Source organism: Sedimentimonas flavescens (assembly GCF_025154035.1).
Lineage (GTDB): Bacteria > Pseudomonadota > Alphaproteobacteria > Rhodobacterales > Rhodobacteraceae > Rhodobacter > Rhodobacter flavescens.
In genome coordinates this window covers 188249-212835 of the sequence record NZ_JAOALJ010000003.1, presented here as the reverse complement: position 1 = coordinate 212835, position 24587 = coordinate 188249, and the positions used below count along the sequence as shown (strand labels likewise).

Sequence of the window (24587 nt, the reverse complement as noted above, 5' to 3'; positions counted from 1 at the left end):
TCTGGCAGACCAAGGCCTTTCGCCTTGCCTCCCGGATTGGCGGCAAGCGGCGCTCCCGTCGCCAGGCGGTCTGCGGGTATCAACTGCGGCATCGTCCCCTCGACTTCTGTCGATCCGCCGCCAGCCTGTCAGCGAGAGGTTACCGCTTCTTTACTCCTGACGCGGATAGTGGACGAAATCGATTCAATTGGAGCGACCGCCATGTTCGATCCGACCGCCCGCACCGGTGCCGCGACAGCGCCGAGCGCCCCGAAACCCGCGCTGCGGCAAGCCGCGCAGGATTTGGAGGCCGCTTTCCTGGCCGAGATGCTCAAACAGGCGGGCCTTGGCAAAAGCCAGCAGGCCTTCGGCGGCGGCGCTGGAGAAGAGCAGTTTTCCTCGTTCCTCGTGCAGGAACAGGCAAGCCTGATGGCGCAGCGCGGCGGCATCGGCCTGGCAGAGCGGCTGTTCGCGGCCATGCAGAAGGATCAGGCCAATGGCTGAGCCCAAATCCCCCGCCGATCAGATGCGCGCCGTGTTGCAGGCTGAACGTGAGGCCATCCGCAGCGGCGATTTTGCTGCGCTCGAGACGCTGGTCCGGCGCAAGACCGACCTGCTTGCGCGGCTTGAAGGCGAATCGGGGGCCGCGCTTTCAGCCCTGCGTGATGCCGCGCAACAAAACGGCCGGATGCTGGCCGCCGCACTTGAGGGCGTGCGCGCCGCGCAGCGCCGGCTTAGCCTGATCCGCGAGGCCGTGCGCGGCTTCCAAAGCTATGACAGCACCGGGCGCGCGCAGCGCATCAGCCGCGAGGGCGGCTCCGGCCTCGAGCATCGCGCCTGAGGCAATCGACTAAAATCCAAACGATTCAGGGGCCGGCAACTTGCCGACCTTAGCTTTCTGTTAGGTGATCCGCTGCAAGGATCGCCTTGCATCCTTGGGATGGCGCGGCACCCGACTCAGCGCCGCATCGGTCAGAACGCCACGAGCGCCGTTTGAAAACGGCAAGCGAAACCCGGCGCAAAGCGCCGTTTTTGGAAGGACATGACATGTCGAGCATTCTGACGAACTCCAGCGCGATGGTGGCGCTGCAAACGCTCAAGGGCATCAACTCGGGTCTGGCCAAGACCCAGGCCGAAATCTCGACCGGCAAATCCATCGCCTCGGCCAAGGATAACGCGGCGATCTGGGCCATCTCGAAAGTGATGGAATCGGATGTGAAGGGCTTCTCAGGCATCTCCGATAGCCTTGCGCTTGGCGAATCGACCGTTGCTGTGGCGCGCCAGGCTTCGGAAACCATCACCGACCTGCTGACGGACATGAAGGGCAAGATCGTCGCGGCGCAGGAATCGAACGTCGATCGCGGCAAGATCCAGAACGACATCAACGCGCTCAAGGATCAGATCAACTCGGTCATCGGCGCGGCACAGTTCAACGGGCTGAACCTGGTCGATGGCAGCAATTCGAGCGTGAACGTGCTTTCGTCGCTCGACCGCACCGCGACGGGGGTGAATGCTGCCCATATCCAGGTCGACGGGCAGAACCTGTCGACCGGCGGCTACACCGCCAAGGCGGTGTTCAGCTCGGCCAACGCCTCGACGACCAAAGATGTCGCCGCCGCCACGCTGGCCAAGGCGGATACCAGCACCGTCTCGTTCACCCTCGACCGGACGATCACCTATGCCGAGGGCGACGCGATCTCGATGCGGATCGGTGAACAGGAAGTGCGCTATACCGTCAGTGCGGGGGACGCGGCACAGACGGCAACCGAACAGTCGAACCGGATCCTTGCCGGGCTTGCCTCGGCGATCGATTCGCTTGGCATTGCCGACCTCGAGATCACCACCAGCGCTGCGGACGGCTCGAACGACGGCGCGATCACGCTGACGGTTACCGACACCGCAATCGACGGTCTTGCCACCGATACCCCGGCCGATGTGGTCGGGCTCGACCAGGACCTCAACATCACCGCGCAGTTCCATTCGGCGGGCGCGGGTGGCCTGTCGGCGCTGACCGGCCTTGATGTCACGACCAACACCGGCGCAACTGCGGCGCTAGGCGCGATCGAATCGCTGATCGACACGGCCACCAATGCCGCGGCCAACTTCGGTTCGATCGAGGGGCGCATCCAGACCCAGTCGGAGTTCATCTCGAACCTTTCGGACGCGATGAAGACCGGGATCGGCTCGCTCGTCGATGCGGATATGGAAGAGGCCTCGGCCCGCCTGCAGGCACTGCAAACCCAGCAGCAGCTTGGCATCCAGGCGCTGTCGATCGCCAACCAGCAGCCTCAGAACATCCTGTCGCTGTTTCGCTGATACGAACGGGGGGCGCCTGACACGGGCGCCCCCTTCTTCGCGGCAAAGCCGCGTTCCGATGCATCCAGCCACAGGAAGGACTTCCCGTGTACGCAACGACTCTGGCCAAAACGGCCTATGGCAACCCCGCTCAGCCGACCCGCACCCTGCGCGGCACCGAATACGAACTGTTCGCCCGCATCACCCATAGCCTCAAGCAATCGAGCGCGGGCGGGCCGACGCAGTTCGCAGCGCTTGCCGCGGCGCTCTATGAAAACCGCCGCCTCTGGACGACGCTGGCCGCCGATGTGGCCTCGCCCGAGAATGGCTTGCCGTCCGAACTGCGCGCGCGGCTTTTCTACCTGAACGAATTCACGCAGATCCACAGCCGCAAGGTGCTTGCTGGCGCGGCCTCGGCGGATGTCCTGGTCGAGATCAACACCGCGATCATGCGCGGTCTGCGCCATGAAGACGGGGCCGCAGCATGAGCGGCCTTGTCCTGAAACTCGCCCCCAAGGAGCGGGTGCTGATCAACGGCGCGGTGATCGAGAATGGCGACCGGCGCTCGCGCCTCGCGATCATGACGCCCAATGCGCATATCCTGCGCCTTCGCGATGCGATCCACCCCGAAGAGGTCAACACGCCCGTGCGCCGCGTGTGCTACATCGTACAGCTGGTGTTGTCAGGGGATGCCAACCCGCAAGAAGCGCGAATGCAGCTCTTGCGCGGGATCGAACAACTCAGCCAGGCCCTGACCGATCACGACAGTCGGGCGCAACTGACATTGGCCACCGAGGCGGTACTTGAGGCGCAGTATTACCAGGCACTCAAGGCCCTGCGCAGCCTCTTGCCGCGCGAGGCGCGTCTGCTGGCGGCAGCGCGGGCATGAGCTACGCGCCGGTGATACCGATGGGCGGCTACGCCGGCTGGAAGTTCCTCAACCGGACGATGGAGAAGCAGCAGGCGGCCTTTACGGCCTCGGCCCAGATCCAGCGCAACGAAGATTATTTCCGCGAAAAGATAGGCTCGGTGACCACGGCGGCCGAGCTTGTCGCGGACCGGCGCCTGCTGTCTGTGGCGCTTGGGGCCTTTGGCCTCGATGACGATATCAACAACCGCTACTTCATCCAAAAGGTGCTGGACGAGGGGTCGCTTGACGGCGACGCATTGGCGAACAAGCTGGCCGACAAGCGCTATCTGGCCCTGACCAAGGCCTTCGGTTTTGGCGATTTCTCGACCCCGCGCACGGTGCTGAGCGACTTTCCCGACGAGATCGTGGCGCAATACCGCGAGCGCCAGTTCGAGATCGCGGTGGGCGAGGCAGATAATTCGATGCGGCTCGCACTGTCGCTGCGGCGTGACCTGCCCGAACTGGCGGCGCAGGGCACTTCGGAAAAGACCAAATGGTTCACCATCATCGGCTCCAACACCATGAGCACGGTGTTCCGCACCGCTCTAGGGCTACCCGAGAGCGTCTCGTCTCTCAATATCGATCAGCAGCTTGAGATCTACCGGAGCCGGACCGAGCAAGCCTTCGGCTCATCTGATCCCGGCCAGTTCGCGCAGCCCGACAGGATCGAAGAACTGATCAAGACCTACCTGCTGCGCGCGGAACTGGGGAGCGGCGCGGCTGCAAGCTCGCAATCGATTGCGCTGCAATTGCTCAGCGCCTCGGCAGGATCGGGTCTGTCCATCTTGCTCTAGCACGGCATTGCGTCGAATCTGATGCGCCCCGAACCGGTTTGCGGCACTATCCCAAAGAATAGGCCGCTAGCCTTCTGCCCAGATAGCAGCGGCATCGTGTCAAAGCTAGGATTTCCGGGTGCCGGAGGTGCTCCGGTGCGGCGCGGCTGATTTGCTGCCCCACGAGGTGAAAATGAATTTTGAACTGCGAATTGGTAGGGGCGGCATTTTGCAGGCAGTCGCATTTGGCTGCCTGATGTGCGGCGGGGCATTTGCCGGAACCCTGCCGACGCCGCAATCCAATGTCTTGCTGACCATTGCGGGGGAAATCGCCAATACCAACGCCGAAGGGCGGGCCGAGTTTGACATGGCGCTGCTGCAGACGCTGCCTGCGGTGACAATCCGCACGAACACGATCTGGACCGAGGGCGTTCAGGAGTTTCGCGGCGTTCAGCTAAGCGACCTGCTGGAGGTCGTGGGCGCGCAGGGCGACATGATCTACGCCACCGCAGTGAATGACTATGCGATCGAGATCCCCGTGAGCGACGGAGTGGACGGGGGCCCGATCATCGCCTACCAACAGAATGGTCAGCAGATGTCCGTCCGGACGCAGGGGCCGCTGTGGTTGGTGTATCCGTATGATGCGAACGCCGCTTACCAGAGCGAGGTGATCTACTCGCGCAGCATCTGGCAACTGGTTCGAATGGACATAAGCGATTGACAGAACACAGGAAAAGATAGCCGAAAACCACTGTTTTGACTCACGGAACAGAAAAACCAACAAGCTATCTCAGAGAGCTCAGGGGAATCACTCTTCTCCTGGCTCTCGCAATTTTTTTGCTCCCCATTCTTTACCTGGCGCGTGATGTAAAAGCTCAGCTCGACCTTTTGGCGGCATCGCGCTCCGACAACGTGCAGTGGTCGCTCTCGCAGGTCGAGCTTGAGTACTACCGCTACGAGAACAACCTGCTGATGGCACAGGAGAACCCGGAGGACTCGCTCGACGAGTTGCGCCGGTCGTTCGACGTGTTTTTCAGCCGCATCCGGATCGTAAAGAGCGGCGATGCCTATTCGTCGATCCATGACGAGCCCCAGATCGCCGAGGCACTGAACTCGGTCAGCACCTACCTTGAATCGGCCGCCCGCCTCATGGACGGCGACGACCAGACGCTTGTTGCGGCGCTGCCGACACTTCTGAGCAATGCACGCGCTCTGCACGCGCAGCTTCGGGCGATATCGCTGCGCGGCATCATGGTTTCCGCCGCGCGTTCGGACCAGCAACGCGAGGATATCTCGCACACCCTTCTGCGACTGGCGGCCGGTACGCTGTTTCTGATCTTCGCGCTGACCGCGCTGCTTTTGTGGCTGATCCACCTGACCCGGCTGAACGCAAGGCGCGAACAGCAGCTCAAGCGCTCCAGCCAGCAGACCGAGGCGATCGTGGCGACATCGCTTGATGCCGTCATCGTGGCAAACCGCTGTGGCCAGATAATCGAGTTCAACGGCGCCGCCGAACAGATCTTTGGCTATGCCCGGGCCGAGGCCATCGGCCAGCCGATGCAGGAACTGATTATCCCCGACGATCTTCGCGCACGCCACAAGGGGGCGATGGAGCGCTACCTGCGAACGGGAGAGAAGCGCTTTCTGGGCGCTGGCCGGATCAGATTGCGCGCCAAGCGCAAATCGGGCGCGGTCTTTCCGGTCGAGGTCTCGGTCTCATCGGTGCTGGCCGGCAAGGATGAGATCTTCGTTTCCTATATCCGCGACATCACCAAAAGCCTCGAGCACGAGGAGGCCCTGCAGAGGGCGCGCGACGATGCGCTGGTGGGCGAGCGCGCCAAGACGCAATTCCTCGCGGTGATGAGCCACGAGATGCGCACCCCGCTCAACGGTCTCTTGGGCACGCTGGAGCTGATGGACGATACCGCGCTGACGCCACAGCAGCGCAAATACCTCGACACAATGCGGGTCTCGGGGCGCCTGTTGCTGCACCATGTGAATGACGTGCTGCAGATTTCGCGTTCGGACTCGGGCACCGAGACCCTGTCCGAAGCGCCGTTCGATATCGACACCACCGTCGCCGAAATCGTCGAGTCGCAGCGTGCACTGGCGCATCGCAACGGCAATATCATCCGGACAGAACGGATCGGCGCCTTGCCGCGCGCCGTCTCGGGCGATGAGCGCAAGCTGCGTCAGATCCTGCTGAACCTGGTCGGCAACGCGGTGAAGTTCACCACGGACGGCACCATCACCATCGAGATCGAGCGCGTCGGCCAGATCCGGGGCGCTGCCATGATCGAGTTTCGCGTGATCGACAGCGGTATCGGCATCGCCGAGGCCGACCTGACGCGCATCTTCGACGATTTCGTGACGCTGGACACGACCTACGGCCGACGCGCCGAGGGCACCGGTCTTGGCCTGGGCATCGCGCGCCGCTATGCCGAGGCGATGGGCGGCGAGATCGGTGTGGAAAGCGAGGAAGGGGAGGGTTGCGCCTTCTGGCTGCGCGTGCCTCTGACCGAGGTCACGAAAGCCGCCGCTACCGAACCTGCGCAAGAGCCTGTGCCGCGGGTTGCCGCCAAGCCGCTCGACATCCTGATCGTCGAGGATAATGAGATCAACCGCTTCGTGCTGCGCGAGTTGCTTTACAAGATGGGCCATCGCGTGGACGAGGCGCATAACGGGCGCGACGGCGTCGATAAAGCCGCCTCTCGCCATTATGACGTGATCTTCATGGATGTCTCGATGCCGCAGATGGACGGTTTCGAGGCCACGCATGCGATCCGTTCGGGCAATGGCCCCTCGCACGCCACGCGCATCGTTGCCGTGACCGCCCATGCCCTGCCCACCGAGGTCGCGCTGTTCGAAGCGGCGGGCATGAACGACTGGGTCATCAAGCCGGTCAGCAGACAGAAGCTGCAGACACTCTTCGGTGCGCCGCCCACGGCGACAGCGCGCAAGGCCACTGGTGCCGCGCCGAGAACGCTGGACCACGACGCCTTGCAGGAACTGCGCGACAGCCTGCCCGCAGGCAGCTTCGCCAAGCTGCTTCGGGGTTTCATGGAGGAAACCGATGCGGCCATCGCGGCGCTGCCGGACCGTGTCTCGGCCAGCGAAACGCCCGAGGCGGTGTCACTGATCCATCAGACCGCCGGCGCCTGCGGCACCTTTGGCGCTGAACGCCTACGCAAGGCTCTGAGCGGGATCGAAACCCGCTGCAAGGCTGGCGAGACGGTCGAGATTGACGGCAAGCTGACCCCGATCTGGAACGAGACCCGCGAAGCCCTGCGACCGCTGCTGTCGCGCGCGCAGGCCGCAGCCGGAAACTAGTGGAAATGCGCTTCCTTGGCGATGATCGCCGCCTGCGTGCGGTTGCGCGCGCCGATCTTGCGGCACAGCGTTTTCACATGCAGCTTCACGGTCACTTCCTGAATGCCCATGTCGCGCGCGATTTCCTTGTTCGACTGACCGCGCAAGAGCCCGCGCATGACCTCGCCTTCGCGCTCGGTCAACTGCTTGGCCAGTTCGGTCTTGTCGTCATCCTCATCGCCCGCGAGGAATTCGAAGGGCGCATAGACCTCGCCCGAGGCCATGAAGCGCACCGCGTTGATCAGGGATTTCGCCGAGAGGCTTTTGGGCAGGAAACCCGCCGCCCCAAGTGCCAGCGCCTCATTGGCCACATGGCGCGTCGCGGTGCCCGAGATCAGGCCCACCGGGCGCCCGCCATTGGCGCGCATCGCCTCTTGCAACCCGTTCAGACCGTTCATGCCATGCATCGTATAATCCAGCAGCACCAGATCGAAGCCGCCGTGATCGACGGTCTTTCTCAGTGCACTGGGCATGTCTTTCGCGACTTCGGTCTGAATATCCTGTTCGTTCTCAAGATATGCCGCAATCGAGTCGCGTACCATTTCATGATCGTCGGCGATCAGGACCGTGATCATTGTAATGCCTCTTGGATCAAATGACTTGTCTTACGAACGATATAATACACCGCCGAAGCGCGCGACCAAAAATCTTAATGAATTCTACCGTTGCGTCAGAATCCCCGCCAGGGTTCGGAAGCTTGCCTGAATATCGGCCGGCTCATCTTGCGAAATGAACCCGTCGAGTGCGGGCCAGAGCGCAATCGCGCGATCCACCAGCGCGTCCGAACCCTGCGCATAAAGCCCCGCCTGAACCATCATCTCGGCCCGGTCATAAGCACCGAGCAAGCGCCGCGCCGTGCCGATCATATCGTTCTCCTCGGCGCTTGCCGCATCGGGCAAGGAACGCGAGACCGAGCGCAACAGATCGATCGCGGGAAAGCGTCCGCGTTCGGCGATCGCTCGATCCAGCACGACATGCCCGTCAAGCACACCGCGCAGGATGTCTGCCACCGGCTCGTCCATATCCGACCCCGCGACGAGCACGCTGAAGATCGCTGTGATGTCGCCCGTGCCCTCGGGCCCCGGCCCCGCGCGTTCGGCCAGTGCCATGATCTGATGCGAGGTAGAGGGGGGAAAGCCCCGCAGGCTTGGCGGTTCGCCCCCGGCGAGGGCAACCTCACGATGCGCCTCGGCGAAGCGGGTGACGCTGTCGGCAAGGAACAGCACGTGCTGCCCCTGATCGCGGAAATGCTCGGCCACGGCCATCGCACTCCAGGCGCAGCGGCGCCGCACGAGGGGCGACTGATCCGAGGTTGCCGCCACGACGACCGAGCGCGCCATCCCCTCGGGGCCAAGAACGCCCTCGACGAATTCGCGCAGCTCGCGGCCACGCTCGCCCACCAGGGCGATGACGACGACATCGGCACGCACCCCACGCGCGAGTTTTCCAAGCAGCGAGGATTTGCCCACGCCCGAGCCAGCGAAAAGCCCGACGCGCTGACCGCGCACCAGCGGCAGAAATGTGTTGAAGACCGCAAGCCCCGTCTCAAGCCGCTCGCCAAGACGTCGCCGTTGCGCGGCGGGCGGCGGCGGGGCGCGCAGCGCCCGTTCATGCTTGCCGCGCGCCAGCGGCCGACCGTCGAGCGGACGCCCGAAAGGATCGACGATCCGCCCGACCCAACTGTCATCCGGCGCGAGGCCAGCCTGCCCCATCAGCTCGACCCGGTCACCGATCGCAAGCCCCTCGGCCCCGCCATCGGCCAGAAGCGTCACGATCTGCGGCCGCAGCGCCAGAACCTCGGCCCCGACCACACGCCCCTGACACCAGATCCGCGCCCGATCCCCAAGCGCCGCATGCGCCGCGAGGCCCGACACCTCGATCATGCCCCGCCCGACCTCGCACACGCGCCCGACCGGGCGGGCCACGACAATATCCGAGATCTCGGCCTGCAAGGGTTCAAACCCGATGAATGCCATTCTGGCCTCCCTGCTGCATGAAACGGTTTCTAAACGATTCGCTCTTAAGCCTTGGTTGATAGCTCGGAGGAGAAGCCCCGATGTTCGACAGGCTCGAAATCATGCAGATGGCCCAGTCCATGGCGCGCCACGCCGCGCTGCGCCAGACCGCCGTCACGCAGAACATCGCCAATGCCGATACGCCCGGATACCGGGCGCGCGATGCGGCATCCTTTGCCCAGACCTACGAGGCGGACGATGCCATGGCCCTGCGTCAAAGCCGGGCGGGTCATATGGGCGCCGAGGTTTCGGCCAGTGCAAAACTGCTGGTTCAGGACGGCACGCCCTCGCCCAACGGAAACTCGGTCTCGCTGGAGGAAGAGATGGTGCGCGCGGTCGATATCCGGCGCGAACACGATCTCGCGCTGAGCATCTACAAAAGCTCGCTCGGTATTCTGCGCAGCTCTCTGGGCCGGAGTTGAGCATGAGCGATTTCTCCAACGCCCTCTCGCTCTCGGCGTCCGGCATGAAGGCCCAGGCGGCGCGCCTGCGCCACGTGTCCGAGAACATCGCCAATGCCAACACGCCCGGCTACCACCGCAAGACCGCCGCATTCGAAGAGGTTGTGGCAGAGGGTCAACGGACGGGCGCAGTGGCGCTCGGCCCCGTGACGCTCGATCCGCGCGCGCTGGAGCGGGTCTATGACCCCGGCCACCCGCTGGCCGATGACGCTGGCTATTACGACGGATCGAATGTCGATCTGGTGCTCGAGATCGCCGACGCCCGCGAAGCGCAGCGTAGCTACGACGCAAATCTGAGGATGTTCGACCAGACGCGGCAGATGTCGTCCTCGCTGCTCGATCTCCTGCGCCGATAACCGGAAGGCTGTTCAGAATGGACATCAAGACCTCATTCGCAACACAGGGCTATACACAGGCCCGCGCGGCGGCCGCAGCCCGCCCCGAGGCCGCGCAGCAAAGCATCGGCAAGGTCGCGACCAGCTTTGCCGAGACGCTGCGCGCGGGCGAAGAAACCGCCAAATCCGCGATGCTGGGCGGGGCCGACCCGCACGCGCTGGTGCAGGCGCTGGCGCAGACCGAACTCGCCGTCGAGACGGCGGTGACCCTGCGCAACAAGGTGGTCGAGGCTTATCAGGAAATCCTTCGGATGCCGGTGTGATGATGCAGGAGGCCGTCTTCTTCGACACGATGCGCCAGGGGCTGTGGATCGCCGTGATGATCTCAGCGCCGATGCTGGGTGTGGCGCTGGTCGCCGGGGTGGCAATCGGCCTCTTTCAAGCGCTGACCTCGGTGCAGGAGATGACGCTGACCTTCGTGCCCAAGGTGGGAGCGATGCTGATCGTCTTCTGGGTGTCGATGTCCTTCATGTCGGACACGCTGGTGGATTTCTTCACCACGCGGATCGTGCCGCTGATCGCGGGGGGCTGATCCATGGACAACGCAATCTACGCCACGCTCGCCCGCCAATCCGGCCTAATGCAGGAAATGCAGGCCGTCGCGAACAACATCTCGAACCTCTCGACGTCCGGGTTCCGCCGCGAAGGCGTGATCTTCTCGGAACATGTGAAGGCGCTTGAGGGCGATGAGAGCCTGTCGATGGCCTATGCGCATGGTCGCAATGTCTCGCTCGTGCAGGGGCCTCTGACGCAGACCGGCGGCAGTTTCGATTTCGCGATCGAGGGCGAGGGCTTCTTTCTGATCGAAACGCCCCAGGGCAACCAGCTGACCCGCGCGGGTAGCTTTTCTGCGAACCCCGAGGGCGAATTGGTGACGCCCGACGGGCACCGGCTACTCGATATCGGCGGCGCGCCCGTGTTCGCGCCCTCCGACGCCGGGCCGATCACGCTTGCACCCGACGGCACGCTGTCGGCTGGTGCCACGCCGCTGGCGCAGGTCGGCATCTACCTGCCCGCCGATCCGACGGGCCTGATCCATACCGGCGGCACGCGGTTCACCGTCGAGGCTGGCGTGATCCCTGCCGAGGGCGCCACGCTGCTGCAAGGTTTCATCGAGGAATCGAATGTCGATCCGGTCGCCGAAATCGCCCGAATGATAGAGGTCCAGCGCGCCTATGAGTTGGGCCAGACCTTCCTCGACCGTGAAGACGAACGTATCCGCAGCGTCATCTCGACGCTCAGCCGATAGGAGGCCCCATGCGTGCCCTGCAAATCGCCGCAACTGGAATGAGTGCCCAGCAGATGCGGGTCGAGGTGATCTCGAACAACCTCGCCAACATGTCCACCACGGGCTACAACGCCCGCCGCGCCGAGTTCGCTGACCTGCATTACCAGCAGTTGACGCGCCCCGGCACGATCTCGGCCAGCGACGGCACGGTGATCCCGGCCGGGGTGCAGCTTGGCCTTGGCGTGCGCCCCAGCTCGGTCACCGTGAACCTCGCGCAGGGATCGCTGTCGCAAACCGGCGGAGATCTCGATGTGGCAATCGACGGTCAGGGCTATCTGGAGGTGACGCTTCCCTCGGGCATCTCGGCCTATACCCGCGATGGCGGACTCAAACGCTCGCCCGATGGCCAGGTCGTCACCTCGGACGGCTATCCCGTCGCCCCCGGCATTACCATTCCCGAGGACGCGCGCACCCTGTCGATCAACGCCGCGGGCGAGGTTTACGCCTATTTCAGCGACCGGGTCGAGCCCGAGCTGCTCGGGCAACTGACGCTGGCGGGGTTCCCCAATGAAAAGGGGCTCGAGGCGACGGGCTCGAACCTGTTTCTGGAAACCGGCGCCTCGGGCCCGCCGCAGGTCTCGACGCCCGGCGAGAACGGGCTTGGCACCCTGCGCCAGGGCTATCTGGAGGAGAGCTCGGTCGATCCGGTGCGCGAGATCACCGAGCTGATCAAGGCACAGCGCGGATATGAGCTGAACGCCAAGGTCATCACCGCCGCCGACCAGATGCTGGGCGCAACAACGCAGGTGCGCTGATGCGCTGGCTGCTCTTCATGCTTGCGCTGATCCCGGGTAGCGCGCAGGCCGACACGCTGATCGCAACCCGAACCCTGCGCGCGCAGACCGTTCTCACCCCCGCCGATCTTGCGCTTGAGCCGGGCACTCTGCCGGGTGCGCTGACCACCCCCGAAGAGGCCATCGGGTTGGAAACCCGCGTAGCGATCTATGCCGGGCGGCCGCTGCACCCCGAGGAACTCGGCCCCCCCGCCATTGTCGAGCGCAACCAGATCGTGCCGCTGACCTATCGTCAGGGCGGACTTCTCATCCAGACCGAGGGGCGGGCTCTCGACCGCGCCGGGGTCGGCGACACGATCCGGGTCATGAATGTCGGCTCGCGCTCCACCGTCTTTGCCCGGATCGCCGCCGATGGCACGGCGATCGTCTCAACCCAGTGAAAGGCCCATCATGCGCCCCTTTGTGATCCTGCTTGCCGCCACCGCGCTTGTTGCCTGCCAGCGATTGGAAGACGTCGGCAAGGCGCCCGGCTTCACCCCGGTCGAGAGCGGCAGCGAGTTCTTCGCGATGAACACGCGCCCCCTGCCCGAGACCCTGGGCTACCCGCAACCCGCCGCGCAGGAGGCCTCGCTCTGGTCCGGCACGCGCGGTTCGCTGCTCGGAGACCGGCGGGCAGCGCAGCGCGGCGACATCCTGACCGTCGTGATCGAGATCGACGACAAGGCAGAGATCTCGAACAGTTCGGGGCGCAGCCGCAAGGGGTCGGATTCGATGGGGATCCCCGCGATGCTCGGCTTGCCGCAACGCATCGACGCCGAACTGCCCGAAGGCGCCAGCATGGCCGATGCCTTCTCGACCAACTCACGCTCATCCTATCAGGGCGATGGCTCGGTCAGCCGGAAGGAAAAGCTGACGCTGCGCATTGCCGCAACCGTGCTCGACCGGCTGCCCAATGGCGCCTTGCAGATTCAGGGCAGCCAGGAGGTGCGCGTGAACTTCGAGATGCGCGAGTTGATCGTGACCGGCTTCGTGCGCCCCGAGGACGTCAGCCGCCAAAACGAGATCACCTATGACAAGATCGCGGGCGCACGGATTTCCTACGGCGGGCGCGGACAGATCACCGATGTGCAGCAACCCCGGATCGGCCAGCAGGTCGCCGATGTGCTGCTGCCGTTCTGAGGCCCCTGATGCGCAAGCTCTTGCCCATCCTTCTTGCCCTGATCGGGGTTCTCGCCGGTGGCGGCGCGGGGTATTTCCTGCGCCCGCCCCCCGCTGACGAGATCAGCCCCGCGACAGACGCACATGCGCTGACGCCCGAAGCGCATCCGACCGACCACGCCGCACCCGAGGGCGACGGCCATGGCGAGGGCGCGACGGTTGAGTACGTCAAGCTCAACAACCAGTTCGTCGTGCCGGTGGTCGAGGATGGCCGGGTTGCCTCGCTCGTCATCTTGTCGCTTAGCCTGGAAGTCGGGCTTGGCGCGACCGAGCGTGTCTATGCGGTCGAGCCGAAGCTGCGCGATGCCTTCCTTCAGGTTCTGTTTGACCACGCCAACGCCGGTGGCTTTCGCGGCGCATTCACCGATGCCAGCCAGCTCGACGACCTGCGCCGCGCGCTATTGGAGGTCGCACGCAAGACCCTCGGAGCCGAGGCGAAAAGCGTCCTGATCTCGGATATCGTGCGTCAGGATAACGGCTGACGCCGCCCTTTTATCGCCTGGCGGGCGGCAAGCTTTTCCAGCGCCTCATTGCGGCCGAATGCCTTTGCGGCAGCCGCGCGCTGTTGCGCGATTTCCGGGCCAAGGGCCGCCTCTTGCCGCGCAAGTGCCGCGCATTGGCCCTGCACCCAATCGAGATACTTCCCGAGCGTAGCCGGGTCGGACAACCCCGCGCCCTCCTGAGCACCAAGACCCGCGCGCAGGGCCCGCTGCTGCTCGCGCAGATCTGTTTGCTGTTGCGCAAGCTTTGCCAAGCGGGCCAGTTCGATCTCTTGGCGAAGCTGTGCGAGCATCTGCAGATTGGCCAGCTTCTTGCCTGTCATCTCCGCATCCCTTTCGCGCGCCGACGCATCTTCTCGGCAAACCGGATCGCGGCGGCCACGGGCTTGTAATGTTCGGGCCGGATTTCCTCGCCAACCTGCATTGCCGCGTGCAGGGCCCGCGCTGTGGGCGGATCGGAATGGATCGGAACGCCGTTTTCCATTGCCACGGCCCGGATCCGCGCGGCGAGCTCATCAACGCCCTTGGCCACGCAAACCGGCGCGCGGCCGCTTGACCGCTGCCATTTCAGCGCAACCGCGTAATGGGTGGGGTTCACGATCACGACGTCTGCGGTCTTTACATCGGCAATCATCTGGCGTGTCGCGATCTCGACGCCTTTCTGGCGGCGCTGCGCCTTGAGATGCGGATCGCCCTCGGATTGCTTCATCTCATCCATCAGTTCCTTGCGGTTCATGCGATTGCGGCGCAGGAACTCGGCCCGCTGCCACAGGAAATCGAGCGCGCCGACGACCAAAGCGATCAAAAAGACCAGGGCCAGGAACTCGCGCAACATGACCATCGCCGCGACCGAACTGATCCCCGGCGCGGTGCGTTGCATCGCCAGGATCCCCTCGATCCGGCTGCTGAGGAAGACCCCGAGGATACCCGCGATGACCATCAGCTTGACGAAGCTCTTGGCGAATTCAAACAGCCCCGCGCGGCCGAACTTCTGCGTCGCATTGGCGAACGGGTTGATCCGGCTCAGCTTCGGCTGGATCTTGTCGGGGGCAAAAACCAGTGCCCGCTGCGCCGCGAGAACCGCAAGCACCAGTACCAGCGGCAGCGCGAACCACGGGGCAATCGCCACGACGATGCCGCCGATCATCCCGCCGACCGGCGCGGTAGACGAGCCGAAGACCAGGCTCGAAAGGCTGTCAGCCTGATCGAGGAGCACCATCGCCCGCTGGCCGAACAACGTCAGGCTGCTCGCCCCCAACCCCATCGCGACCAGCAAAACACCGCCATAGCTTGCCGCCACGCTCAGCTCGGCCGAGCGGATCAGATCGCCTTTGCGCCGCGCCTGCTCAAGCTTTTGCGGGGTCGGTTCGAACTCCTTTTCGCCGTCGTCCTCGCTCATGGGGCCACCTCGAAGGGATTGCCAAGAAACCCCTCGAACGCGCCGAGCCAGACCATCAGCCCGGTCGGCGCGGCGATCATCAGCAAGACGAGCCCCCCGGCGGTCAGCGCAGGCGCACCCACGAAAGCCACCATCAACTGCGGCATCGCCCGGTTGATCGCGCCAAGGGCGACGTTGTAGATCAGCCCCGCCACCACGAAGGGCGCGGCGATCGAGAAGGCCAGCGCGAAAGCCTGCGCAACCCCCGCCAGCCCCCAGGCGCGCACCAGCGCCGCATCGGGAAAACCGCCGGGCGGCAGTGCGTCATAGGACCCTATCATCAGCTGGGCAAAGCGGACATGCAGCCCCGATTGCACCGCCAGCGCCAGCCCGCCCAGCATCAGCAGATGGCCGATCGCGGGCTGCGGCTCTCCGCTCGAACCCCCGAAGAGCTGCGAGAGCGAGGTCGCCTGCGCGGCAAGCGTGCCCGCGATCTGCAAGGCGATGACGAAAAGCCGAAGCACCGCGCCGATCAGCAGCCCGATCATCACCTCGGCGGCACAGATCAGCGCGGTTGGCACGGGCACCTCGACGGCGGGCAGAACGACGACGGTGAAGGCAAGACCAAGCGCAAGGCGCACTCGCGTCGGGATGCTTTGTTCGCCGAAGGCCGGAAGCAGGGCCATCATGCCGCCGATCCGCAGGAACACGACAAAGCCCGTAACAAGCAGCGTCTGGCTGATCTGCAGCAGCTCGGCCAGTGCGGCGCTCATGCCGGCACCACGCCGACCATGGCGGGTTTTGCGTCGATGCCGATCTCTTCGAAGCTAAGCACCGGGGCCGAGATGCCCTTGGCCGCCAGCACCGTGCGCAGGAAACGGCGGCGGCGGGTCGAGGTGATGATGGCGGGGAAAACGCCGGTCTCGCCCGCCCGCGCGATCTTGTCCGAGACATTGGCGACCAGCCGGTTGAACTTGTCGGGCGGCAGGGCGACATCGGCCGGGCCGCGATCAGTCTGGAGCTGGTAGGTGGTAAAGGTGTCCTCCCACTCGGGCGCGAGTTGCAGCAGCGGCAGCGTGCCGTCCTCGCGTCGGTATTCGGCCACCAGCTGGAACCCGAGGCGCTGGCGCACATGCTCGCAGATCGCCTCGGGCGATTGCAACCCGCGCACCTCGGCGATGGCCTCGACGATCAGCAGGAGGTTGCGGATCGACACGCGCTCTTCCAGCAGCAGGCGCAAGACCGCCAGCAGCAGGTCGAGAGGCACCTTCTCGGGGATCAGCTCATCAAGGATGCGCCGGTTGGCGTCGGCGCGCGTGGGGTCGGAGAGGTTCGCGGTCTCTTCCAGCAGGCGGCGCAGCGCGCGCAGCCCCATGAGGCGCGCGAAGTTGCGCTTGATGACCTCAAGCAGATGGGTTGCCAGCACCTCGGTCGGGGACACCACGGTCGAGCCGGTCAGCACGGCCTCTTCCTGCGCGGCGGCGGGAACCCATCGCGCGGGGGCGCCATAGACCGGCTCGCGCACGTCCTCGCCTGCGGGCAGCAGATCGCGATTATCGGCGATCAGGGCCAGCACGCGCTCGGGGCGGAGGCGGTCGCGCGCCTGCTCGACCCCCTGAATTCTGATGCGATAGGTGCCCGGAGGCAGGGCGCCGTCATCGGTCAGGCGGATCTCGGGCAGGATCAGCCCGAAGGAGGCCGCCACGTGGTTGCGCATATTGGCAATCCGCGCATCGAGGCCCGTCGCCGGATCCAGCGCCATCGCGACCAGGTCGGGCGCGAATTCGACGTGGATGTCATCGACATCCAGAATGTCGCCCATGGATTTGCGCCGCGCGGGCTCGGGCGGGGGCATCTTCATTGCCTCGCGCCGCGCGCGTTTCTGATCGGCGCGGCGCAGCAGTTGCGCGGCGCCCCCCAGCACCAGCGCCCCCACCATGAAGGGCAGGAACGGCAGGCCCGGCACCAGCGCGAACAGCGCCATCAGCACGCCCACCGTCATCAGGGCGGGCGGATATTTTCCGAGCTGGCGAAACAGCTCCATATCGGCCGAACCCTTCGCGCCCCCCCGCGACAGCAAGATGGCCGAAGCAATCGAGATGATGACCGCCGGTATTTGGCTGACCAGCCCGTCACCCACGGTCAGGATCGCATAGGTCTCAAGCGCGCGGCCAATCGGCATACCATGCACCGCAGTGCCGATGATCAGCCCCATGACCAGATTGAGCAGCGTGATCAAAAGCCCCGCCACCGCATCGCCCTTGACGAATTTCGACGCCCCGTCGAGCGAACCGAAGAAGGTCGTCTCGGCCTGTTCGCGTTCGCGCCGGGCGCGCGCCTCGGCATGGTCGATGGCGCCCGCGTTCATGTCGCTGTCGATGGCCAATTGCTTGCCCGGCATCGCGTCGAGGGCAAAGCGCGCGCCCACCTCGGCCATGCGGCCCGCGCCCTTCGTGATAACGATGAAGTTCACGATCAGGATGACGCCGAAGACCACGAGGCCGATCAGCACCGACCCGCTCATGATGAAATTGGCAAAGCCCTCGATCACATCGCCCGCCGCCCCGGTGCCGGTATGCCCCTGCCCGATGATCAACTTGGTTGACGAGACGTTGAGCGACAGCCGCAGCATCAGCGAGGCCAGCAGCACCGTCGGGAAGGCCGAGAAATCGAGCGGCCTCTCGATGAACAGCGTCACGGTGAAGATCAGGATGGCCATGGCGAAGGACGCCGCCAAACCCACGTCGAGCACCCAGGCAGGCACCGGCAGGATCATCATCACGATGATCGCCATCAGCGCGAGGGCCAGCAGGATCGTCGGCTGAAAGATCGCAAGCAGCGTGACGCGCGGCATCATTCGGCCTCGACGCGCCGCAACGCCGAGGCAAACAGGCTCGCTCCCGGCGCGCCGCCCAGAGGCGGGCGCACATCGCCGCTGCGCTGCAAGAGCGGATAGGTGTTCACCCGGGGCGGCCCGACCTCGAGCCCGCCGCCATTCGCCGCCAGAACGATATCGGGAATGTCGGGGATCGCATCGCCCGGCTGGATCGGTGCCTGCCCTACATCTTCGGCCAGATAGCGGCGGCGCAGCTCGGCGAAGCGAGCGGAGTAGCGATCCGCATATTCGCGGGTGCGTGAATGATAGGCCCCGGCGGCGGCGTTCCAAGACCCTGTTTCAGCGTAAAGCTCGCGCAGGAAGCGCGCGGCATAGAGCGCGTTGGCCATCGGATCGAACATCTCGTCGATCGAAGAGAACCCCTCTTTGTGCCATTTGTAATTGATCTGGAAGCAGCCGACATCAAAGCTGCGCGCCCCGCGCTGGTATTCGCGCACGACAAAGGCGCGGGCCTCGGGGAGGGTATCAAACCAGTGTCCCGCCCCCTCCATGTTCACCGTCCAGGGCCAGGGGCGGAACTGGCCTTCGAGCTTGCGACCCGTCTCGGTCAGCGAGATCGCCTTCATCACCGACACCGGCACACCCGAGCGCCGCGCGGCTTCGGCCGCGACCTGCTCGCAGACCGAGGCGAGGCGCGCGTTGCTGGCCAGCGCCCATGACGGCGCCAGCAGCGACAGGATCACGATCAGAATGCGCCCGATACCCGGCATGGGATTCGCCCCGCGACAGCAGTTCTTGCTGGGGGCAGGCTAGGGGCCAAGTCTTGCCAATTGGTTAGCCGCGTCTCACTCGGGCCAGTGACGCAGTTGCGCGATGTAATCGGCGTGCAGCCGAGGCGCGGCGACGACAAGGCCGTTCGACTGCGCGTTGGGCCGGTTGAAGCGCAGCGGGCTGCCGTTGCGATCGGTCGCCATCGCGCCCGCGCATTCGGCGATCAGGCTGGCGGCGGCGATGTCCCACTCCCATGCGGGCCGCAGCGAGATTGTCGCGTCATAGCGCCCCTCGGCCACCAGGCACAGCCGCCACGCCAGCGAGGGCCGCAGGCTACGCCGATAACGCGGCACGCCCCGCCGCCAATGCCCCGGATCATCGGACAGCTTCGAGGTCAGCACGGTGCTACCCTCGACATGCTGCGCCGTGCTCGGGCGGATGGGTTCGCCATTGAGCAGCGCCGGGCCGCCAAGCGCCGCCGCATAGGTCAGTTCGAGCGCGGGCAGATGCACCACACCAGCCACCGCGCGGCCATCTTCAACCATCGCCAGCGCATGGGCAAAACCGCCGTCATGGGCAAGGAAGGCGCGCGTGCCGTCGATCGGATCGACGATGAAGACCCGCTTGGCCGCGAGACGCTCGGTGCTGTCGGCGCTTTCCTCGGACAGCCATCCGTAGTCGGGCCGCGCGGCGCGCAGATCGCGCTCCAGCATCGCGTTGACTGCCAGATCGGCCTCGGACACCGGACCGGCGCCACCGCCCTTGTCCCAGGCCTCGGGGCCCTGCTTCCAGTAACCAAGCGCGATTTCACCCGCAGCCTTCGCAGCGTCGGTCAACAGCGCCAGATCCTCCTGATAATCACTGGCCGGCAAGCGTCAGCCCCTCGACCAGAAGCGACGGCACCAGATGGCTCAGATGCGCGCGGGCATCATTCGCGGGGATGATCCGCATCAGCATCTCGCGCAGATTGCCCGCCACGGTGCATTCGTTGACCGGATACTGGATCTGTCCGTTCTCGACCCAGAACCCCGAGGCACCGCGCGAATAATCGCCCGTATTGGGGTTGACCGTCGCGCCGATGAACGAGGTCACCAGAAGCCCCGTGCCCATGTCGCGCAGCAACTCCGCGCGGCTCTGCACGCCCGGCGTCAGGGTGACATTGCCCACCGAGGGCGCCGGCGGCGAGGCCGTCCCGCGCGTGGCATTGGCGGTACTGTCCAGCCCCAACTTGCGCGCCGTCGCCAGATCCAGCGTCCAGCTGCGCAGCACACCGTTTTCCACGATTGCACGGCGGCGCGTCGCCAGCCCCTCGGCATCGAATGGGCGCGAGCCCGAGATACGCGGGCGGTGCGGCTCTTCGGTCAGCGAAAGCGCCTCGGGCAGAACCGGCGTGTCCATCGCGTCGCGCAGCCACGAGGCGCCGCGTGAAATCGCCGAGCCGTTGATCGCCGCCAGCAGATGCGCGATCAGGCTGCCCGAGATCCGTTCATCGAACAGCACCGGATAGGCGCCGGTCTTGGGGCGGCGGGGGTTGGCGCGCTCGACCGCGCGCTGACCTGCCTGTGCGCCAATCGAGGCCGCATCGGGCAGATCGGCCTGAAAGGTGCGGCTTTCGGCGGCCCAGTCGCGCTCCATCGACAGCCCCTCGCCCGAGATCGCGACGGCCGACACCGCGCGCGAGCTGCGCCCGTAGCCGCCGGAAAACCCGTTCGAGGCCGCGATATGCACGCGCTTGCGCGAGTAAGAGGCCGAGGCGGATTGCACCTGCGAAACCCCCGCAACCTCCAGCGCCGCAGCCTCGGCGGTACGCGCATCGGCCTCAAGCGCGCTCGCGGCGGGTTCGGCGGAATTATCCTCAAGCTCGAAGGCGGCGATGTCCCAGCTTTGGGCCAGTTGCGCGGGATCGGCCAGACCCGCATAGGGGTCGTTCGGCGCCTCGCGCGCCATGGCAACCGCGCGTTCGGCCATGTCCGACAGGGTCCGCGCCGAGATATCCGAGGCCGAAACGCAGGCCTGACGCCCGCCGATCAGCACACGCAAACCGATCTCGACACCTTCCGACCGCTCGGCCTGCTCCAGCTTGCCGCCGCGCACGTCGATCGAGATCGAACGGCCATCAACCGCCATGGCATCCGCGGCATCCGCCCCGGCGCGCTTGGCCACTTCCAGCAAGGCCTGGGTCAGGTCGGACAGGCGAGTATCGGACATGCTATCTCCGCAATGAAAAGGCCGCCCGGAACGCCCGGGCGGCCTGACGTGTCGATTGTCTTACTGGATACGCTGGCCGTTGGCGAGGATTTCGCCGCCCTCGTTGAACTCGATGGTCGAGGTATAGGCATCGTCACCCGCGGGCTTGGCGTAAAGGCCCAGCATCATGTTCACGAACATGGTCTGATCCTGCGGCACCATACCCATCGCCACCAACTTCTCCATCAGCGCATTGCTGCCGGTCAGATCAAGCGTGATCGACCCCAGAGGCATCGGCACGCCCATGGTGTTGTCAAAGGTCAGCGCACCCTTGCCCGACAGGTCGGCGCCCAGCAGGGTCAGCTGCACCTTGTTCACATCGAGGCTCTGAAGCTCGGCCGGCGGGCCTTCCAGCGTCGCCATCTCTTCCGAGAAGAAGTCCACGAGCGGGCGCAGCGAACCGGTCAGATCGATGATCAGCGTCGCCGGATCATGCGGCAGTTGCCCGGTCGGGTCGAACAGGCCCCAGATATCGTCCGAAACGGTCAGATCCTTCATCGTCAGCTTTGCGGTATAGGGCGCGGCCTCTTCACTTTTCGCGACCGGTGCGGCCAGACGGAACTCGCTGTCTCCCATGGCGCCTGCAATCGGGAAGGGAACGTCAGGCGAGCTGAGGCTGAAGGTCGAGGGGCCCGATGTCACACCGTAATCGAAGGTTTCGCCGTTCAGCAGAACGTCGATGCGCCCGGATTCAGCGGCGCTTTCCATATAGACCGGGCCCTCCGCCGCGGTGCCCTCGATCACGAATTTCGACGCGCCATAGCCGACGTAGCCTTTAACCTCGGCACCGCCCGCCATCATGCTGAAGAAATCCGCCTTGCCCGGCGCAAGGTTCATGCGGCTCGTGCCCTCGGTGCGCAGGTCTGCCATCTGGCCGCTCATCGTGAAATTCTCGGAGGCGGTCGGGTCACTGACTTCCATCGAGAACTTGAGCGCCGACATGCTCATGTCCGAGAGCGTCTCGGTCATCTCGCCCTGCGTCACCTCATAGAAGCCCGAGGTGCCGGTCATCGTGGCCGCCAGCTTCATCGCAGGTTGATCCCCTTCGGCCGAGGATTCCATGTCCCCTTCCACGACCATTTCGGGCGCGGTGATGTCATAGCGGATCTTCTCGGGGCTGCCCGAGGCCACGGCGACCGAATTCGCCTGCGTCATGACCATGTTCATATTGGTGGTGACGGTCTCCTGCTCGGCCTGCACGGCCGACGAGGTCACCATGGTGATCTTCTCGGCGCCGGTGATCTCTACCGTGCCATCGCCGCGCTCACGCAGGCGCAGCTCATCCAGGCTCATCTCGCTGCGGGTTTGCATCTGCAGCTCTTCCTGGTTCTGCTCGGACACCACCGTCACGCCGCTCAGAACCAGCGTATCGCCCGAACGCTCGCTTTTCTCGGCGGAGATAACGGAACCATAGTCGGCATTGCTCTTCTGGATGCTTTCCCAGACCTGCTCGGCGGTGACATCGGCATAAAGCGCGGTCGTACCCATCAGGGAGAAAATGGCGCCGAGACTGGCGAGACGCGTCGATTTCATCTGAAATTCCCTTCCGAATTTAATGTCGGCGGCATCCTCTTTTGATGCCGGGCAATGGTCAAGACCCGATGGCCTTGTTAACAGGGAAACAGCGTTGCCTTACAGGGGACAGTGATGATCCGACTTGACCAGACCGACGGGCTTTGGACCGTCACCATCGACCGGCCCGAGAAAGCCAACTCGCTGACCCGCGGGATGCTTGCCGAGATCGCCGATATCGCCGAACGCGCCGCGGCCGAGGGTGCGCGCGTCTTCGTGCTGCGCGGCGAGGGCAAGGTGTTTTCCGCCGGCGCCGACCTTGACGAGGCCCGCGCGGGCCTCGCGACCGACCCGGTGTGGGAGCGCTTGTCTGGCGCCATCGCCGCCCTGCCCTGCCTGAGTATCGCGGCGCTCAATGGCACGCTCGCGGGCGGCGCGATGGGGATGGTTCTGGCCTGCGATCTGCGCATCGCGGTGGCCTCGGCCAAGTTCTTCTATCCGGTGATGAAGCTGGGCTTCCTGCCGCAGCCCTCGGACCCGAAACGTATGGCCGCGCTGATCGGCCCCGCACGGGCCAAGATGATCCTGATGGCAGGCCAGAAGGTCGAAGCCGAAGAAGCGCTGATCTGGGGCCTGATCGACCGCATCGTCGCCCCCGAGGCGCTGATGGATACGGTGACGGCACTCGCCGCCGATGCCTGCGGCGCCAGCGCCGCCCATGTCGCCGGGATCAAGAACCTGATCTGAAACGCAAGACGCCCGGAGACCGGCCCCGGGCGTCGCATCCGCTCGCTTCGGCTCAGCCGTAAACGGCTTCTTTGCGGAAATGCTTGGTCAGCATGTAATAGACCACGGCGCGATACTTGTTGCGCTCCGAGCGGCCATAGGTCTCGACCACGGCGTCGATCGCATCCATCAGCTCGGGGCCATCGGCCAGGCCCAGCTTCTTGACGAGGAAATTGTTCTTGACGGTTTCGAGCTCGCTCTTGTCCGAGGCGGCGACGGTTTCGGCATCGGCATTGTAAATCGCCGGGCCACAGCCGATGGTCACCTTGGTCAGAAGATCCATGTCGGGCTCCATCCCGCATTTGGATTTCAGATCCGCGGCATATTTCGCGATCAGCTCGTCACGTTTTCCCATTTATCCACTCCCACAAAGTCCGGTTGATCAAAATGCACAGGCAGCCCCCATGTCGGTGCAGAGGGTAAGGCGAAACTTTGGCCCTCTCCAAGGGAAAACTGACGCGAACTTCCCCTGCCCGTAGCGACCGGCGGCAAATGGCTCAGCTACGATTGAGTTGAATGAAATACTGGTTCGCCATCAGAGTCAGTTTTGCCCGATTGCCGAGCAGTCCCAGCACCGCCTCGACCGCACGCTTGACTGGCGCACCGCTGCGCTCGCTTTGCCAATTGAAATCGTCACCGGCAATAATCCCGTCCAGCTTCACCTTGCGCAGGCTCATTTCCAGATCCTGGCCGATAAAAGGCTCGTTGTGGTTGCCGTCGAGATAGACCCAGTCAAGGCTGTGATCGGGCAGCGCGGCAAATGCTTCCTCGGATTTGGCGCGATGGATGGAAACACGCGGGTCATCCTTGAACTTGTCGACGACCGTAAGGTAACGCTCTTCCATCAGATGCTCGTTCTTGCGGCGACCAAACGCCGTATTGCCGAACTCGGGCTGATAGAGCCAAGGGTCGATCAGATGCAATGCGCTCGGCTCACATTCGTTCAGGATGCGCTCAGAGAAATTGCCTTCCCAGACCCCCACCTCGGCACAGACCGCCCCTTTAGGCATCATGGCCAAAAGCCGGCCGCGCATCTGATGCCGCCTCGAGTTCTCCATTTATAACCTCATGCTCGGAAAGGGTCACTGGTCCGGGAATTTTGCGCAGATTAGCGCGCAGC

30 protein-coding genes are annotated in these 24587 nt (G+C 64.8%); 18 read left to right on the top strand and 12 right to left on the bottom strand.

All coding sequences use genetic code 11. From position 1 onward, the window contains the following. Nucleotides 1-201 precede the first annotated feature (201 nt). The 8 genes from N3C64_RS07625 to N3C64_RS07590 all read left to right on the top strand — a co-directional run bounded on the left by N3C64_RS07625 (nucleotide 202) and on the right by N3C64_RS07590 (nucleotide 7287). Nucleotides 202-483 (top strand): rod-binding protein, encoded by a 282-nt coding sequence (locus N3C64_RS07625; protein WP_218630002.1) that lies wholly within the window; start codon nucleotides 202-204, stop codon nucleotides 481-483. Continuing rightward, on the top strand, nucleotides 476-820 hold the full coding sequence (locus N3C64_RS07620; RefSeq protein WP_260013642.1) for a flagellar protein FlgN: 345 nt from the start codon (nucleotides 476-478) through the stop codon (nucleotides 818-820). Before N3C64_RS07625 ends, N3C64_RS07620 begins: the two co-directional genes overlap by 8 nt. 206 nt (nucleotides 821-1026) lie before the next feature. Next, nucleotides 1027-2295, top strand: a complete 1269-nt coding sequence (locus N3C64_RS07615) for a flagellin N-terminal helical domain-containing protein (protein ID WP_260013640.1) — start codon at nucleotides 1027-1029, stop codon at nucleotides 2293-2295. 86 nt (nucleotides 2296-2381) lie between these two features. Beyond that, on the top strand, nucleotides 2382-2762 hold the full coding sequence (flaF, locus tag N3C64_RS07610; RefSeq protein ID WP_260013638.1) for a flagellar biosynthesis regulator FlaF: 381 nt from the start codon (nucleotides 2382-2384) through the stop codon (nucleotides 2760-2762). Continuing rightward, nucleotides 2759-3163, top strand: coding sequence for a flagellar biosynthesis repressor FlbT (gene flbT / locus N3C64_RS07605; protein ID WP_260013636.1), 405 nt, complete (start codon nucleotides 2759-2761; stop codon nucleotides 3161-3163). The genes flaF and flbT overlap by 4 nt, the downstream gene beginning before the upstream one ends. After that, nucleotides 3160-3978 carry a DUF1217 domain-containing protein gene (locus tag N3C64_RS07600; protein ID WP_260013635.1) on the top strand — a complete coding sequence of 273 codons (819 nt, stop codon included), beginning with the start codon at nucleotides 3160-3162 and terminating at the stop codon, nucleotides 3976-3978. The genes flbT and N3C64_RS07600 overlap by 4 nt, the downstream gene beginning before the upstream one ends. 172 nt (nucleotides 3979-4150) lie before the next feature. Next, nucleotides 4151-4678: a putative pterin-binding protein gene (locus N3C64_RS07595; protein WP_236021136.1), complete on the top strand. Its 528-nt coding sequence runs from the start codon at nucleotides 4151-4153 to the stop codon at nucleotides 4676-4678. 191 nt (nucleotides 4679-4869) lie between these two features. Continuing rightward, nucleotides 4870-7287 (top strand): hybrid sensor histidine kinase/response regulator, encoded by a 2418-nt coding sequence (locus N3C64_RS07590; RefSeq protein WP_260013634.1) that lies wholly within the window; start codon nucleotides 4870-4872, stop codon nucleotides 7285-7287. Here the strand turns inward: N3C64_RS07590 and N3C64_RS07585 are convergent. Both N3C64_RS07585 and N3C64_RS07580 read right to left on the bottom strand, forming a co-directional pair. Then, nucleotides 7284-7901 carry a response regulator transcription factor gene (locus N3C64_RS07585; RefSeq protein ID WP_218630009.1) on the bottom strand — a complete coding sequence of 206 codons (618 nt, stop codon included), beginning with the start codon at nucleotides 7899-7901 and terminating at the stop codon, nucleotides 7284-7286. The genes N3C64_RS07590 and N3C64_RS07585 overlap by 4 nt on opposite strands. Before the next feature lie 84 nt (nucleotides 7902-7985). After that, a complete protein-coding gene (locus tag N3C64_RS07580; RefSeq protein ID WP_260013633.1) occupies nucleotides 7986-9302 on the bottom strand; it encodes a FliI/YscN family ATPase in 1317 nt (438 codons plus the stop codon). An 80-nt stretch (nucleotides 9303-9382) separates the two neighbouring features. Here N3C64_RS07580 and N3C64_RS07575 point away from each other — a divergent pair, with 80 nt between their 5' ends. From N3C64_RS07575 to N3C64_RS07535, 9 genes are read left to right on the top strand one after another with little or no spacing between them, the layout of a single operon-like run. After that, entirely contained in the window at nucleotides 9383-9763 is a 381-nt protein-coding gene (locus N3C64_RS07575; protein WP_260013632.1) for a FlgB family protein, read from the top strand. A gap of 2 nt (nucleotides 9764-9765) precedes the next feature. Then, nucleotides 9766-10158 carry a flagellar basal body rod protein FlgC gene (flgC, locus tag N3C64_RS07570; RefSeq protein WP_260013630.1) on the top strand — a complete coding sequence of 131 codons (393 nt, stop codon included), beginning with the start codon at nucleotides 9766-9768 and terminating at the stop codon, nucleotides 10156-10158. 17 nt (nucleotides 10159-10175) lie between these two features. After that, on the top strand, nucleotides 10176-10460 hold the full coding sequence (fliE, locus tag N3C64_RS07565; RefSeq protein WP_233677031.1) for a flagellar hook-basal body complex protein FliE: 285 nt from the start codon (nucleotides 10176-10178) through the stop codon (nucleotides 10458-10460). 2 nt (nucleotides 10461-10462) lie between these two features. Continuing rightward, nucleotides 10463-10729 (top strand): flagellar biosynthetic protein FliQ, encoded by a 267-nt coding sequence (locus tag N3C64_RS07560; protein WP_218630195.1) that lies wholly within the window; start codon nucleotides 10463-10465, stop codon nucleotides 10727-10729. Nucleotides 10730-10732: 3 nt separating this feature from the next. Next, nucleotides 10733-11446, top strand: coding sequence for a flagellar hook-basal body complex protein (locus tag N3C64_RS07555; RefSeq protein ID WP_260013620.1), 714 nt, complete (start codon nucleotides 10733-10735; stop codon nucleotides 11444-11446). An 8-nt stretch (nucleotides 11447-11454) separates the two neighbouring features. Beyond that, complete coding sequence (gene flgG, locus N3C64_RS07550; protein WP_260013619.1) at nucleotides 11455-12240, top strand: flagellar basal-body rod protein FlgG; 786 nt, start codon at nucleotides 11455-11457, stop codon at nucleotides 12238-12240. Then, nucleotides 12240-12659 (top strand): flagellar basal body P-ring formation chaperone FlgA, encoded by a 420-nt coding sequence (gene flgA / locus N3C64_RS07545; protein ID WP_260013617.1) that lies wholly within the window; start codon nucleotides 12240-12242, stop codon nucleotides 12657-12659. The genes flgG and flgA overlap by 1 nt, the downstream gene beginning before the upstream one ends. A 10-nt stretch (nucleotides 12660-12669) precedes the next feature. Further along, the gene (gene flgH / locus N3C64_RS07540; protein ID WP_260013615.1) at nucleotides 12670-13398 is read left to right on the top strand and encodes a flagellar basal body L-ring protein FlgH; all 729 of its coding nucleotides are present in this window, start codon (nucleotides 12670-12672) and stop codon (nucleotides 13396-13398) included. 5 nt (nucleotides 13399-13403) lie between these two features. Next, on the top strand, nucleotides 13404-13919 hold the full coding sequence (locus tag N3C64_RS07535; protein ID WP_260013894.1) for a flagellar basal body-associated FliL family protein: 516 nt from the start codon (nucleotides 13404-13406) through the stop codon (nucleotides 13917-13919). Here the strand turns inward: N3C64_RS07535 and N3C64_RS07530 are convergent. From N3C64_RS07530 to N3C64_RS07495, 8 genes are all read right to left on the bottom strand, one after another. After that, nucleotides 13904-14260 (bottom strand): hypothetical protein, encoded by a 357-nt coding sequence (locus N3C64_RS07530; RefSeq protein WP_260013610.1) that lies wholly within the window; start codon nucleotides 14258-14260, stop codon nucleotides 13904-13906. The genes N3C64_RS07535 and N3C64_RS07530 overlap by 16 nt on opposite strands. Further along, nucleotides 14257-15336 carry a flagellar type III secretion system protein FlhB gene (gene flhB, locus N3C64_RS07525; protein WP_260013608.1) on the bottom strand — a complete coding sequence of 360 codons (1080 nt, stop codon included), beginning with the start codon at nucleotides 15334-15336 and terminating at the stop codon, nucleotides 14257-14259. The genes N3C64_RS07530 and flhB overlap by 4 nt, the downstream gene beginning before the upstream one ends. Beyond that, a complete protein-coding gene (locus N3C64_RS07520) occupies nucleotides 15333-16088 on the bottom strand; it encodes a flagellar biosynthetic protein FliR (protein WP_260013606.1) in 756 nt (251 codons plus the stop codon). Before N3C64_RS07520 ends, flhB begins: the two co-directional genes overlap by 4 nt. Further along, entirely contained in the window at nucleotides 16085-18169 is a 2085-nt protein-coding gene (flhA, locus tag N3C64_RS07515; RefSeq protein ID WP_260013893.1) for a flagellar biosynthesis protein FlhA, read from the bottom strand. The genes N3C64_RS07520 and flhA overlap by 4 nt, the downstream gene beginning before the upstream one ends. Next, a complete protein-coding gene (locus N3C64_RS07510) occupies nucleotides 18169-18921 on the bottom strand; it encodes a transglycosylase SLT domain-containing protein (RefSeq protein ID WP_260013605.1) in 753 nt (250 codons plus the stop codon). Before N3C64_RS07510 ends, flhA begins: the two co-directional genes overlap by 1 nt. A 75-nt stretch (nucleotides 18922-18996) precedes the next feature. Continuing rightward, nucleotides 18997-19794, bottom strand: a complete 798-nt coding sequence (locus tag N3C64_RS07505; protein ID WP_260013600.1) for a 3'(2'),5'-bisphosphate nucleotidase CysQ — start codon at nucleotides 19792-19794, stop codon at nucleotides 18997-18999. Continuing rightward, nucleotides 19781-21130, bottom strand: coding sequence for a TldD/PmbA family protein (locus N3C64_RS07500; RefSeq protein WP_260013598.1), 1350 nt, complete (start codon nucleotides 21128-21130; stop codon nucleotides 19781-19783). The genes N3C64_RS07505 and N3C64_RS07500 overlap by 14 nt, the downstream gene beginning before the upstream one ends. Before the next feature lie 60 nt (nucleotides 21131-21190). Then, nucleotides 21191-22702, bottom strand: coding sequence for a DUF2125 domain-containing protein (locus N3C64_RS07495; RefSeq protein WP_260013595.1), 1512 nt, complete (start codon nucleotides 22700-22702; stop codon nucleotides 21191-21193). A 114-nt stretch (nucleotides 22703-22816) separates the two neighbouring features. Between N3C64_RS07495 and N3C64_RS07490 the strand changes: the two genes are divergently transcribed. Beyond that, complete coding sequence (locus N3C64_RS07490) at nucleotides 22817-23428, top strand: enoyl-CoA hydratase/isomerase family protein (protein WP_260013594.1); 612 nt, start codon at nucleotides 22817-22819, stop codon at nucleotides 23426-23428. A 52-nt stretch (nucleotides 23429-23480) separates the two neighbouring features. Here the strand turns inward: N3C64_RS07490 and N3C64_RS07485 are convergent, their stop codons facing one another. After that, nucleotides 23481-23822, bottom strand: a complete 342-nt coding sequence (locus N3C64_RS07485; RefSeq protein WP_260013593.1) for a DUF2853 family protein — start codon at nucleotides 23820-23822, stop codon at nucleotides 23481-23483. Nucleotides 23823-23964: 142 nt separating this feature from the next. After that, nucleotides 23965-24501: a class I SAM-dependent methyltransferase gene (locus tag N3C64_RS07480; RefSeq protein ID WP_260013592.1), complete on the bottom strand. Its 537-nt coding sequence runs from the start codon at nucleotides 24499-24501 to the stop codon at nucleotides 23965-23967. Between the last annotated feature and the right edge of the window lie 86 nt (nucleotides 24502-24587).

Coding starts and splice junctions, on each gene's coding strand:
- N3C64_RS07490 (WP_260013594.1), top strand. CDS start 22,817: ATGATCCGACTTGACCAGACCGACGGGCTTTGGACCGTCACCATCGAC.
- flgH (WP_260013615.1), top strand. CDS start 12,670: ATGCGCCCCTTTGTGATCCTGCTTGCCGCCACCGCGCTTGTTGCCTGC.
- N3C64_RS07495 (WP_260013595.1), bottom strand. CDS start 22,702: ATGAAATCGACGCGTCTCGCCAGTCTCGGCGCCATTTTCTCCCTGATG.
- N3C64_RS07580 (WP_260013633.1), bottom strand. CDS start 9,302: ATGGCATTCATCGGGTTTGAACCCTTGCAGGCCGAGATCTCGGATATT.
- N3C64_RS07620 (WP_260013642.1), top strand. CDS start 476: ATGGCTGAGCCCAAATCCCCCGCCGATCAGATGCGCGCCGTGTTGCAG.
- flbT (WP_260013636.1), top strand. CDS start 2,759: ATGAGCGGCCTTGTCCTGAAACTCGCCCCCAAGGAGCGGGTGCTGATC.
- N3C64_RS07595 (WP_236021136.1), top strand. CDS start 4,151: ATGAATTTTGAACTGCGAATTGGTAGGGGCGGCATTTTGCAGGCAGTC.
- N3C64_RS07530 (WP_260013610.1), bottom strand. CDS start 14,260: ATGACAGGCAAGAAGCTGGCCAATCTGCAGATGCTCGCACAGCTTCGC.
- N3C64_RS07510 (WP_260013605.1), bottom strand. CDS start 18,921: ATGCCGGGTATCGGGCGCATTCTGATCGTGATCCTGTCGCTGCTGGCG.
- flhA (WP_260013893.1), bottom strand. CDS start 18,169: ATGCCGCGCGTCACGCTGCTTGCGATCTTTCAGCCGACGATCCTGCTG.
- flhB (WP_260013608.1), bottom strand. CDS start 15,336: ATGAGCGAGGACGACGGCGAAAAGGAGTTCGAACCGACCCCGCAAAAG.
- flgG (WP_260013619.1), top strand. CDS start 11,455: ATGCGTGCCCTGCAAATCGCCGCAACTGGAATGAGTGCCCAGCAGATG.
- flgA (WP_260013617.1), top strand. CDS start 12,240: ATGCGCTGGCTGCTCTTCATGCTTGCGCTGATCCCGGGTAGCGCGCAG.
- N3C64_RS07615 (WP_260013640.1), top strand. CDS start 1,027: ATGTCGAGCATTCTGACGAACTCCAGCGCGATGGTGGCGCTGCAAACG.
- N3C64_RS07575 (WP_260013632.1), top strand. CDS start 9,383: ATGTTCGACAGGCTCGAAATCATGCAGATGGCCCAGTCCATGGCGCGC.
- flgC (WP_260013630.1), top strand. CDS start 9,766: ATGAGCGATTTCTCCAACGCCCTCTCGCTCTCGGCGTCCGGCATGAAG.
- N3C64_RS07485 (WP_260013593.1), bottom strand. CDS start 23,822: ATGGGAAAACGTGACGAGCTGATCGCGAAATATGCCGCGGATCTGAAA.
- N3C64_RS07520 (WP_260013606.1), bottom strand. CDS start 16,088: ATGAGCGCCGCACTGGCCGAGCTGCTGCAGATCAGCCAGACGCTGCTT.
- N3C64_RS07625 (WP_218630002.1), top strand. CDS start 202: ATGTTCGATCCGACCGCCCGCACCGGTGCCGCGACAGCGCCGAGCGCC.
- N3C64_RS07555 (WP_260013620.1), top strand. CDS start 10,733: ATGGACAACGCAATCTACGCCACGCTCGCCCGCCAATCCGGCCTAATG.
- fliE (WP_233677031.1), top strand. CDS start 10,176: ATGGACATCAAGACCTCATTCGCAACACAGGGCTATACACAGGCCCGC.
- N3C64_RS07585 (WP_218630009.1), bottom strand. CDS start 7,901: ATGATCACGGTCCTGATCGCCGACGATCATGAAATGGTACGCGACTCG.
- N3C64_RS07600 (WP_260013635.1), top strand. CDS start 3,160: ATGAGCTACGCGCCGGTGATACCGATGGGCGGCTACGCCGGCTGGAAG.
- N3C64_RS07480 (WP_260013592.1), bottom strand. CDS start 24,501: ATGCGCGGCCGGCTTTTGGCCATGATGCCTAAAGGGGCGGTCTGTGCC.
- N3C64_RS07500 (WP_260013598.1), bottom strand. CDS start 21,130: ATGTCCGATACTCGCCTGTCCGACCTGACCCAGGCCTTGCTGGAAGTG.
- N3C64_RS07560 (WP_218630195.1), top strand. CDS start 10,463: ATGCAGGAGGCCGTCTTCTTCGACACGATGCGCCAGGGGCTGTGGATC.